Annotated in this window: 9 protein-coding genes and 1 pseudogene; 5 read left to right on the top strand and 5 right to left on the bottom strand. The window is 66.5% G+C overall.

All coding sequences use genetic code 11. The features are described from left to right. Positions 1–500: 500 nt before the first annotated feature. Positions 501–3,005: a helicase associated domain-containing protein gene (locus ACZ56U_RS39465; protein ID WP_469088773.1), complete on the top strand. Its 2,505-nt coding sequence runs from the start codon at positions 501–503 to the stop codon at positions 3,003–3,005. On the opposite strand, the gene ACZ56U_RS39460 is transcribed toward ACZ56U_RS39465, so the two are convergent. Further along, positions 2,923–3,198, bottom strand: a complete 276-nt coding sequence (locus tag ACZ56U_RS39460; protein ID WP_469088772.1) for a toll/interleukin-1 receptor domain-containing protein — start codon at positions 3,196–3,198, stop codon at positions 2,923–2,925. The genes ACZ56U_RS39465 and ACZ56U_RS39460 overlap by 83 nt on opposite strands. An 11-nt stretch (positions 3,199–3,209) precedes the next feature. Between ACZ56U_RS39460 and ACZ56U_RS39455 the strand changes: the two are divergent. Continuing rightward, positions 3,210–3,539, top strand: a pseudogene (locus ACZ56U_RS39455) (IS630 family transposase); the annotation flags it as partial. 496 nt (positions 3,540–4,035) lie between these two features. Next, on the top strand, positions 4,036–4,566 hold the full coding sequence (locus tag ACZ56U_RS39450; protein WP_469088771.1) for a hypothetical protein: 531 nt from the start codon (positions 4,036–4,038) through the stop codon (positions 4,564–4,566). A gap of 192 nt (positions 4,567–4,758) precedes the next feature. Here ACZ56U_RS39450 and ACZ56U_RS39445 read toward each other — a convergent pair whose 3' ends face one another. After that, entirely contained in the window at positions 4,759–5,184 is a 426-nt protein-coding gene (locus ACZ56U_RS39445; protein ID WP_469088770.1) for a hypothetical protein, read from the bottom strand. A gap of 48 nt (positions 5,185–5,232) precedes the next feature. Continuing rightward, a complete protein-coding gene (locus ACZ56U_RS39440) occupies positions 5,233–5,910 on the bottom strand; it encodes a hypothetical protein (RefSeq protein WP_469088769.1) in 678 nt (225 codons plus the stop codon). 1,349 nt (positions 5,911–7,259) lie between these two features. Here ACZ56U_RS39440 and ACZ56U_RS39435 point away from each other — a divergent pair. Both ACZ56U_RS39435 and ACZ56U_RS39430 read left to right on the top strand, forming a co-directional pair. Continuing rightward, positions 7,260–7,721, top strand: a complete 462-nt coding sequence (locus ACZ56U_RS39435) for a MarR family transcriptional regulator (protein ID WP_469088768.1) — start codon at positions 7,260–7,262, stop codon at positions 7,719–7,721. Next, positions 7,718–8,029 carry a replication initiation protein, RepL2 gene (locus ACZ56U_RS39430; RefSeq protein WP_469088767.1) on the top strand — a complete coding sequence of 104 codons (312 nt, stop codon included), beginning with the start codon at positions 7,718–7,720 and terminating at the stop codon, positions 8,027–8,029. Before ACZ56U_RS39435 ends, ACZ56U_RS39430 begins: the two co-directional genes overlap by 4 nt. Positions 8,030–8,253: 224 nt before the next feature. Here ACZ56U_RS39430 and msrA read toward each other — a convergent pair whose 3' ends face one another. Both msrA and ACZ56U_RS39420 read right to left on the bottom strand, forming a co-directional pair. Next, on the bottom strand, positions 8,254–8,769 hold the full coding sequence (msrA, locus tag ACZ56U_RS39425; RefSeq protein ID WP_469088766.1) for a peptide-methionine (S)-S-oxide reductase MsrA: 516 nt from the start codon (positions 8,767–8,769) through the stop codon (positions 8,254–8,256). Between the two features lie 775 nt (positions 8,770–9,544). Then, a complete protein-coding gene (locus ACZ56U_RS39420; RefSeq protein ID WP_469088765.1) occupies positions 9,545–10,381 on the bottom strand; it encodes a prephenate dehydratase in 837 nt (278 codons plus the stop codon). Positions 10,382–10,590: the final 209 nt, after the last annotated feature.

Here is a 10,590-nt window from a genome sequence, read left to right as displayed (position 1 = left end):
TTTGCGCGCGGTCTGCTCCGCAGACACGACGCGCCGCCGCTACGCGGCGGGTTCCGGGCTTCGCCCGGAAGGGGCGGAACTCCGTTCCGCCTACCGGATCACTCCGTGATCCGGAGGTTCCGGCCTCCGGCCTGAACCTGTCCCGTACCGGCCTGCTTCGCAGTCCAGTACGGGACTCGGCCTGCCCTCCGGGCCTGCCTGGAAAAACGGCACCTACAAGAGGAGCGGTCTGGCGGGGCGTCAGGGGTCTTCCCGAGCTCGCGTTTGATATCCCGTCAGCCTCACCCTTACGGAACCGGCCACCCCTGATCAGTTTCGGTAACTTCCGTGGAAAACTCGTGCGTCACTCTTGCTCGCGGCTTGAGTCTGGGATGATGACAGGGTGCCTCTCCGCTTGGGATTCTGGGTTGAGGGGGCGTCATTTTGGAACTCGGATGGAATCTGGGATGACACCGGATCTCCTCTGAATACGCTGGAGAATGCGGGGTCTTGTGACTGGCATGGAATTGAGGCCGCATCAGGCTGAGGCGGTCGATAACGTCGTCCGTATTCTCGGTAAGCCGCCCGGTAGCCGCATGCCGCCCGAGGGCTTGCGCACGCAGGTAATCGCTGCCACCGGTTCCGGGAAAAGCCTGATCGGTGCGGAGTCCGCGCGCCGTCTTTCTGCCCGCCGGGTGCTGGTGGTGGTGCCCACCCTGGATCTTCTGACGCAGATGGCCGGCGCCTGGCGTCGGGCGGGCCGGTCGGGGGCGATGATCGGGGTGTGCTCGCTGCGGGCGGAGGAGAGCCAGGGCCTGCCCTGCACCACCGACCCCGACGAACTGGTGTCGTGGTTGGAGGGGCTGGAGACCGTGACGGTCTTCGCGACCTACGCCTCCGTGGGTTTGCGGATCCTCCAGCGAGCTCACGCGGCCGGGTTGGGGGTGTGGAGCCTGATGGTGGTGGATGAGGCCCACAGGACCAGTGGTGATGGCATGAAGCCGTGGGCGGCCGTGCACGACCAGGCGCAGCTCCCTGCCGAGCGGCGGCTGTACATGACCGCCACGCCGCGGGTGTGGGAGGCCGACGGCGCGGGTGAGCGCCCCCGGCTGGTGGCGTCGATGGAGGACGGCTCGCCAGTGTTCGGGCCCGTGGCCTACAAGCTCACCCTGTCCGAGGCGATCGGGCGGGGCATCGTCGCGCCGTACCAGGTGCTGTGCCTCGACATCCGTGATCCGGATCTGTACGCCGCCATGACCACGGAGGCGACCGGATCGGATGCGGTGCGCGGGGCGCGGCTGGCCGCTGTCCAGACGGGGCTGATGCGCGCGGCCGTGCAGGAGCGGTTCCGTCGGGTGCTGTCGTTCCACAGCCGGGTGGGCGAGGCTGAAGCGATGGCCGTCGCCGTGCCGGTCACCGCGGGCCGGCTCGCCGAGGACGAACCCGACACCTACCCGCCGGCTCCGCAGGTGTGGGCAGACTGGCTCTACGGCGAGCACACCCCCGGCCACCGGCGCAGGGTGCTGGATGAATTCGCTTCCGATTTCCTCGGAGGGCCCGCATACAGTGGTGAGGATGTGCGGGCTGAATTGCGGGTCCTTTCCTCAGTTCGCGTTTTGGGTGAAGGTGTCGATACCGCCGAGTGTGATGCAGTTCTTTTCGCGGATGCGCGTGGTTCGATGGTCGATATCGTGCAGATGGTCGGGCGCGCCCTGCGGCTGCATCCGGGTCGGGGAAAACTTGCCACGCTGATCGTTCCGGTGTTCCTCGGACCGGACGAAGATCCGAATGAGCTGCTCACATCTGATGCCTATGGCAGCCTGTCGAAGGTGTTGACAGCCCTGCGAGCGCACGATGCCGAGACGATCGAGGCTCTCGCCGACCCCCGCCTGCGCAACAGCAGTCGGCCGTCCGACGGCGGCGGTGAGGGCTTCGAGGACGATGTCGACGGCCAGGACGACGAGGGCCAGGAGCAGGATCTGGTACCGCCGGTGGGGGCCCGGGCAGTCGGGGTGCTGCGGTTCAGCGAAGAACGAGACCCCGCTGTGCTCACCCAGTTCGTGCAGCTACGGGTGATCGACCCCGAACGTGCCTACTGGCTGCGCGGCGTCGAGGCCGCCACCCGCTGGCTGCGCGAGATGGGCAACACCGAACTGCGCGTGCCGTACACGTTCGTCTGCCCAGATGACTGGGACGGCGCTGGCGGTCATCCGCTGGGGGTGTGGGTGGCCGATCAGCGCCGCTACTACGCAGCCGGGACCCTGGACGCGAAGCGGGTGCAGACGCTGGAGGAGTTGGGGATGGTGTGGTCCGTCCACGCCTCCGCCTTCGATGCCGGCCTTGCCGTCGCTCGCGACTACGCCGACGTCCACGGGCACTTCCTGCCGCCGGCCTCAGCCGTGTGGGGCGGGGATGGGTTCCCCATCGGGGTGTGGGCCAAGAACATGCGGGCGGCAGCCAAGAAGGCGCGGGAGAACGCCGTACGCCGCGCGAACGGGGAAACCGGCGTCTCCTATGCGGGGGAGCTGTCGGAGAGCCGTATGGAGGCGCTGAACGACATCGACCCCGGCTGGGCACCCGAGGGCTGGGAGATCACCTGGCAGCGCTCGTACCGGCTCCTGCTCGCGCACGTGCAGGCCGGCGGGCTGCTCCCGGCGGGGCCGGGAGACGTCGTCGTCCAAGGCGAAGATCTTGCCGTGTGGGTCGCCGGACAGGTCGCCGGGTGGGACCGGCTCGTGCCCGCCCAGCAGTACCTCCTGGAGACCATCGGCGTGCATCCGCAGGACGAGGGCGTCGCGGTGCTGCCGGCGCGGCGGTCACAGGACGAGCTATGGGAACGGAACATGGCCGCCGCGCGACAGTTTTATGCCCGCGAGGGGCATCTCCGCGTACCCCGCCAACACCGCGAAGACATCGACGGCGAACTCCTCGGACTCGGATCGTTCATCTCCAACACCCGCCGCCGCGCCGCCAAACTGCCAGCAGAGCGCCGCGCGGACCTCGATTCCCTCGGCATGCGCTGGTAGACGCTGCAGGGCAGGAGACCCCACCCGACCCACACTCGTCAGGTCGATGGCCAGGTTGTTCGCCGTGCTTCTTCAGGACGAAGTTGTCGACAGTCCCCCAGTCCCAATAATCCAGCTCGATCTCATGCCCGGCGTCCAGGAGCTGCCAGCCGACCCATTCCGCCCACGCCCGATCCGCCCCCGCGTGACTGATGAACCACCGCCGACGCGTGGCTGTGTTTGGCGGATGAGTCGGGCCAGATGTTCCTGGCCGCCGAAGGCACGGACCTGATTCCGGCGCGGTCATACGCCGTGGGTCAGGGGCAGGGCTGCGGGATCGGGACGTATCTCCCTGGGGGGTCTGGTCTGCCGCAAGGCTGGTCAGCGCACCCGGCTGATGTTCCGGATGCTGGTGCACCACAGCCGCCAAGGCGAGAAGAGGGGCTTTCGGGGAGTCGACGGTGCCATGCGCGAGCTGGTCGGGGAACGAACCGTGGCTGACCGTCCTGCGCCCCCGACCTCGACCCCACCGAGGGCGTGTGCGCCCGTCTCAAGCGGATGCAGTACCGGCCTCGGATTGTTCACGACGCCGCATGACGTCACCCGAAACGGAAACGTCAGTAGCACCTTGACCGGAAGCCTGGTCGGCGGGGGACCGAATCGGCGTCCGGCAATAGTGAGGAGGAGGGACCATGCCTCTGGGGTGGACCAGTGAGCAGCAGGCTGGAGTGAAGCGGTGGTGGCAGTTCGCTACTTTCTTCTGTGTTCTGGGGGTGGCTCTTTCCGTGTTCCTGATAGTCAGTGGAAATTCTGGAGGGTGGGGGCTCCTGGCCTTCCTCGTTCTGCTGTGGGGAGTGGGCGCGTACTCCATGAGGACGATGAAACGTGATCGGCCTTAGCGATCCGTTCCAGGACCTCGCACACCGCCTGCGCTGGTCACACTGGCGACGCGGACACCGAGCCCGTGCCCGAGCCTGCCACTATCGTCGGCAAGCAACTGTCCAGCCGTTGCGGGGTTGGTGCCGGTGCATACTTCGTAACCGTGGAAATCATGACGGGCGAGCTGCGGCGCCTTCGATCTGGGCCGGGCGCCGAGGACGACGAGCCCCGGCCGTTTCTCGTGTGCCTCCGGTTCACTGCCCAGGACCCGGCCCGGGTCATCGACAACGCGCGTGCGGTGCTGACGTGCGTCGTCTCCCGGATGGGTGACTGGCCGGCAGAAGTGCTTTGGCCGCAGCTGTTGCCAGCCTGGTTCATTCAGCGATGCGCACCCGAGATCCCGGAACCGGAACATGGCGAACCCTTCGACATGGAGGCACGGTTGCGTCAATGGCGCGCGATGACGCCAGAGGAGAAAGTGGCCGTCAGCCGGGGACCGTGGACGCTCTCAGGGTGGTTGTACTACTTCGATCCGACCGAAGAGGGAATGGGAGACGATCGCAGCTGGTGGTGGTGGCAAGCAGGAACCGACGAGTCGGGCGGCTGGGTGCAGGTGGCCACCACTGGCTGGCCCTTCGGCAGCGGTTCGCTGTCCTGGCTGATTGAGGCCAGTGGGGGCGTGGATCTCGTCTACGGGCCATAAGCAGCGACTCGTCATGATCACGGATTGGGCTGGAGTTCTAGGGTTTCCTCTTGGCGAGCACACAGATTCCCTCGGCGCGCTGAGCGCGTAAGAGATGGGTATAGTGCAGGCAGCAAGACCTCTTACTCAGGCACAGGGGCCCCGCCGATTTTTCGGTGGGGCCCCTGTTTCGTGCTGGGGTGTGGGCGTACGTCAGGCGACCTGCAAGTTGGGCTGGCCGGCTGTGGCCGGCGGGGCGGTCCGGTAGCTGGGCAGCTTGAGGTTGGGCAGGTCGCCGGCCTTGATGCTGGCGATTGCGGCGCGGAAGGCTGCCTCCATGTCCTGGGGGCTTTCGTACTTCGAGGCCAGGGGGTGGAGGCGGTAGGAGTTGCCCTTGCCGCGGCTGCCTTCTTCGTTCTTCGGGCGAAGGACGATGTTGAGCTCGCACAGGGGGGCGATGAGGTTGCTGATGGCTTGCGGAGTGACGCCGTACTCGGTGGCCATGTCCTTCTGCCGGACGGGAAGGCTGCCGCCGAAATCGGAGCGGTAGAGAAGGTAGTTCAGGAACTTGACCGTGGCCGGCGAGACGGGCAGCGCCCAGATGCGTTCGGACACGACCGGCGACATGACCTCAGGCATCGGTATCCCTTCCTCGTACGGGCCTGTGGAGCGGTTGGTGGAGGGGTATCACCCGGTGCGCCTTCCCGTGCCGTAGTGCGGGTGATGGGTGAAGTCGAGGTCCAGCTCCTGCTGGACGTCGGGGCCGATTCCGTGGGGGAAGGCTTCGGGGTCCCGCTCGTGCTGGACGGCGATCCGCTCGAGGACGGCGTGCTGGGTGTTGCTGTTGCCGTTGAACCACAGCCGGACGTTCAGCTGGATGGTGCCGTTGCCGAGTTGTTCGACCCACTTGTAGCCGACCAGGGCCTTGATGGCGCGGTTGACGGTGGAGCGGGTGATCTTCTTGCCGCCCTTTTTCACGGCGATCTCGTTGAGAGCGTCCGTGATCTCCTGCTGGGTGTACTGGGCGATGCCGGTACCGCGCTGCTGGCCTCCGGCAACCCACAGGAACACGCACAGTTGGGACTTGGTGATCGAGTTGGCTACGGCGAGCTGCGCCAGGAGCTGGGTGAACCAGTTCGAGGCGAGACTGTAGCCGGACCCTCCGGCCATGTCGTGGACGGCTGTTGGGTCCGCGTCGTATTCGACGGTGACGGACTTGACCTTGCGTCGGCGTCGGGGGTCGTCGCTCTGTGCTTCGCCGAGCTGTGCTCCGAGGACCTGGAGGAGGTCGTCGAAGCCCGCGTCGCCCGATGCGGCGTCAGGGACAGCTCGGGGCCGCCCGCGTGCTGGTGGATCAGATGTCACAGGACCTCCTTCGATACTCAGGCGATCCAGACACTAACCCAAAACTCAAGCAGCACTTGTCTTTTGCCGCACCGGCGCGCCGAAGGGGGCCACTGGAAGTCCTCCAGTCGCTCGTGCGGCTGAAAGTAAAACGTAGCTTGAGTTTCTGGGCGCCGTGGGCCCATAAATCAACGGCTGGTTGAGTTCCTGTGTCGAGATAGGAACACGTTTTCCGGGTGCGGGACCTGCTGGACAAAGGGCTTACCGACATCACGGCAGGCCTGTGACCTGCGACGTCGGCGCGCGCTCCACCCTCTCGGGAAACTCAATCACAGGTTGAGTTTCCGGGCCGAATGTGACCGCTGCATTGACATTCTGACGCTGGAAATGTGTCCTCCAGGACACACCGACTCCTACAACGCCGCAGGTCAAAGGACCTGTGGCGTGCCGCGCTTCTTTTAAAGACGCAGGCCGGTCAGAGTCTCGCCCGGCCGAGTCTGGCTGGGGGGGGGCGGCCCGCTGGGCACGCTGCTGGAGTTGATCAGCAACCTGCAGGTGTGGGGTGGTTGGGCCGCCGACGCCGACCCCCGATCGCGTCCCGGCCGCCACTACCCTCTCCCCCTGAGTTCACCTTCCCCCTTGTGGCCACCCGGGAGGCGGCCTGTCAGGTTGAACCGCAGGGCCTGGAGAGGGCCTTGGCGTGGCCGTGCTCATTGCACAGACCCTCGTTCCTTGCCTCATCCGTAGCCACGTCCAAGTCACCCATACCAACGGTCCGAACTGCCCCCCACCCCTGTTCCACCTCAGCCACAGAACAGAACCTCCGATACGGGGGAGCCGGGATTCGGCGTGCGGAGGTGCGGGAGCCGAACGGCCCCCAGGCCGGGCGGCGGCACCTGCGACCGCCTGTACCACTGCTGTTGGTGCTGCTTGTTCGTCACGTGCGGTACCACCCGAGACTCAGAGCCGTTGGTGCTGTCCACCACGTGCAGATGCCTACGGAGCCGCACGCGAAGCCACCGGTACCACCAGGTGTGTTGTGACCTGAGGTGGCGGGCGTGCAGTCGGTTTGACTCAGTATTAGAGGGCGCCGAGCGGATATGGCTCTGACCTGCATCTTTGCCGAAATCTACCCGATCCTGGGATCGGGTAACCCGATCCCAGGATCGGGTGAGATGAACGTGAAGTACATGCTGAAGCCGGTCTATCGGGGCTGTTACGGCTCCTGAATGGGCGTCGGAGGCGTCGTTCGACACGATCGTGGGAGGGGAATGCATCGACCAGACGTGCATGTACGTTAGGTTCATCTCAACCGGCCTCAGGGTCGGTTCGCATGGTCTGATCAGCAATGCCCGAGGCGCGGAGGAACGTTGGCATCAGCACGGCCCGTGCGACGCGTCGTGGACGAGTTCGGCAACGACGTCCCTACAGCGCCGTACGCCTACAGCGGCTGGCACGCCACCGTGGACAAGGAACGAGTACGCGCCATCACGCGCAAGTCCTCGGGCTTCACGCCGGCCGAGAAGTTCATGGTTCTTTGGTACATCGGCGCCTCACCCCCGGGTATGGAACCGGTCCAACGGACAGGCAAGGACATTGCGGAGGAAGTCGGCATGACGCCGGACGCCCTCGGGCGGATCATCAAGAAGCTGGCCAAGCACCGTCTGATCATCGAGACTGGGAAGCTGGGCAGGACCAAGCTGTACAGAATCAGTCCGTACATCGCCTTCCACGGCTCGGGCCTGGAGCAGCGGGAAGCGGTAAGGGACTGGAACCCACCGGTCATCCCTGGATGGATGGCACCGGGTCCGCGGGGCTGGGAGGGCCAGTGAACGCAACCGACGGCACGTACTACCGCGCACTCCTGCGGCGCACGGCAGGATTGTCGGCGAGCCAGCGCCTCATCGTTCTCATGTACGCGATGATGCCGACCGACCGGGCCGGTGCGGTCCGTATGACCGGGCAGCAGCTGGCCGCAGAGGTCGATATGACCCCCACCGTGTTCTCCCGGATGCGCCGCCAGCTGGTGGAAGCCGGTTGGCTGGAACAGTCGGACCGGTTCTCCAACATCGTCTACTACCGGCTCTCCTCCCGGGCGACCGGCGAGGAGAACGTCGTCCCCATGCGTCGCGCACTGTGACGCCACGGCCGGGACACTTACTAGGCATGTACGTATAGTTCATGTGAAGCGACGTCTCGGTCGGTTCGCATGAGATCCAGGGTCTTTTCGGAGGCCTCGCGACGGCGCCGCAGATTGAGTTGTGCGGTGCCGTCGCTGCCCCGGCGCCGATCACCGAGGCCGCGGTGGCGGGGCGAGGCCCGGGGGGCGAGTAGGGCGAGGGAGAGCTCCCCGCCCTACCCCGGTCAGGCTTCCGCGCGCTTGGGCAGGCGCCAGTTCGGGCGCGGGAAGTGGCAGGTGTAGCCGTCCGGGTAGCGCTGCAGGTAGTCCTGGTGCTCCGGTTCGGCCTCCCAGAACGGGCCGGCCGGAACCACCTCGGTCACCACCGGCCCCGGCCACAGCCCGGAGGCGTCTACGTCGGCGATGGTGTCCTCGGCGATCCGGCGCTGCTCGTCGTCGAAGTAGAAGATCGCGGAGCGATAGCTCAACCCGATGTCGTTGCCCTGCCGGTCCAGGGTGCTCGGGTCGTGGATCTGGAAGAAGTACTCCAGGATCGCGCGGTAGTCGGTGACCGTGGGGTCGAAGGTGATCTCGATCGACTCCGCGTGCCTTCCGTGGTCGCGGTAGGTGGCGTTGGGCTTGTCGTTGTCGCCGCTGTAACCCACCCTCGTGTGCGTCACTCCGGGCAGCGCCCGGATCAGCTCCTGCATGCCCCAGAAGCAACCGCCCGCCAGCAGCGCCTTCTCCCCGACGTCACTCATGGCACCTCACCTTTCCGTTCGCGTCTTTTCGCGTCCGTTCGCGCAGGTCCCCAGGCTCGCACGTCAGCGAACCGGGAACCTTCTGTCGTCACCATTTTGTCAGGTGACTGAACTATTAGATCATCACTCGTTAAAGCGGTGATTGGGCCCGGTAAGGGCAGAACACCGTGGACGCCGAGAAAGATTCCTGAGAGGGGCGAGAGGGGGTTGTCGTGGCGAGCATCAGGGGCGGGCGCACTGAGTCCGGGGCAGGCCGCCGACGTCGTCTTCTCATTCCACGACCTGCCGGGGGTTGTCTGTGGCGGAGGCTTCCCGCTTGTCCTCGGGTGCTCTGGGGCGCGGGGCCGCCTGGCAGGGTGATGGCACGGTGCCGGGCAGGTGGACGCGGCGGAGGCGAGTCGACTCGTTCCTGGTGGTGGAGCGCTTCAAGGTTTCTCCCATCGGTGTGCTCGGCGAGCCGCGACCCCAGGGCGCGATGCCGAGGGGACGAGGGGCGAGTGCTCCGAGAAACCAAGGAACGGGCCGAGGCATTCCGCTTACGTGCGAGCCAGTGCCACTGAAACACCGGGGTCACTGGGGTTACTCCCGGAAGCCACCGTGGAGCCTCTGGTGTGAGGCCGCCTGCGATGTCAGCCCCGGCGAACACCTTCGAGGAAACGGCCGGCCAGGTCGGCGCGGTCGGGGAGAGGTGACGGTATCTGCCCGAAGGCCAAGGCCAGTTGTGGGCGCGGGCCTTCCAGGACATGGAGACTGCGGGCCACTTGTCGGCTCCTCGTCAGCTCCCCGCGCGGTGCGGGTGCGCGGGGTAGACGCCCAGGATGCGGACCTCGGAGGAGAAAAAACGCAGTTCGTGCAGGGCGAGGGCGACTCGTTCGTCGTCGGGGTGGCCCTCGATCTCGACGTAGAAGCGGCTGGGGTTGAGGCCCGCGCCGATCTGGTAGCTCTCGATCTTGGTGAGGTTGACGCCGCTGCTGGCGAACCCGCCGAGTGCCTTGTAGAGCGCGCTGGGAATGTTGCGTACGCAGAAGAACAGGCTCGTCATTGTCGGCTCCCCGGTGTGCGGGGCGAAGGTCGCGTCCCGGGACAGGACGACGAAGCGTGTGGTGTTGTCCGGGTCGTCCTCGACTTCGGCGCGTAGCACCTCGAGGCCGTAGAGCTCGGCCGCGGCGGGCGGGGCGAGGGCGGCGTGCCGTGGGTCGCCGAGTTCGGCCACCTCGCGGGCGGCTCCCGCGGTGTCGTCGCTGACGAGGGTGCGCCAGCCACCCTCCCGCAGGATCTTGCGGCACTGTCCGAGGGCGTGCACGTGGCTGCGTACGCACTCCAGCTGGTCCAGGTTCGTGCCGGGTACGGCCATCAGGTCGAAGCGGATGGCGAGGAAGTGCTCGGCGACGATGAACAGCCCCGACTCGGGCAGCAGATGGTGTACGTCGGCGACGCGTCCTGCCGCGGAGTTGTCGACCGGGATGACGGCGACATCGGCGGCGCCGAGCGTCACGGCGTCCAGGGCCTGCTCGAAACTGGTGCACGGCCAGTCGCGGGCCTCGGGGAAGAGAGCGCGCGCGGCGGTCGCCGAGTTGGAGCCGGGTTCACCCTGGTATGCGGCGGTCGTCACCGTGTTCAGCCTTCCTCAAGGAGATCCTGTCGCGGGGCGGCAGAAGCTCCGTCATGTAGCGCGCCTGCTGGAGTATGGGTGAACCGGCTTTGATCAGGCTCACCAGGGGGTGCGGGCCGCCGCTTCAGTCTGCCGTCGGCGCGTGCTCGTATGCCACCGTGCCCACATGTTGGACGGTATGCCCGGTTCGTGGGATGTTCGCGGTGAGC

This window comes from Streptomyces sp. NPDC034103 (genome assembly GCF_055575395.1).
The sequence above is the reverse complement of the archived record's forward strand: the minus strand, read 5'-3'. Positions and strand labels throughout refer to the sequence as shown.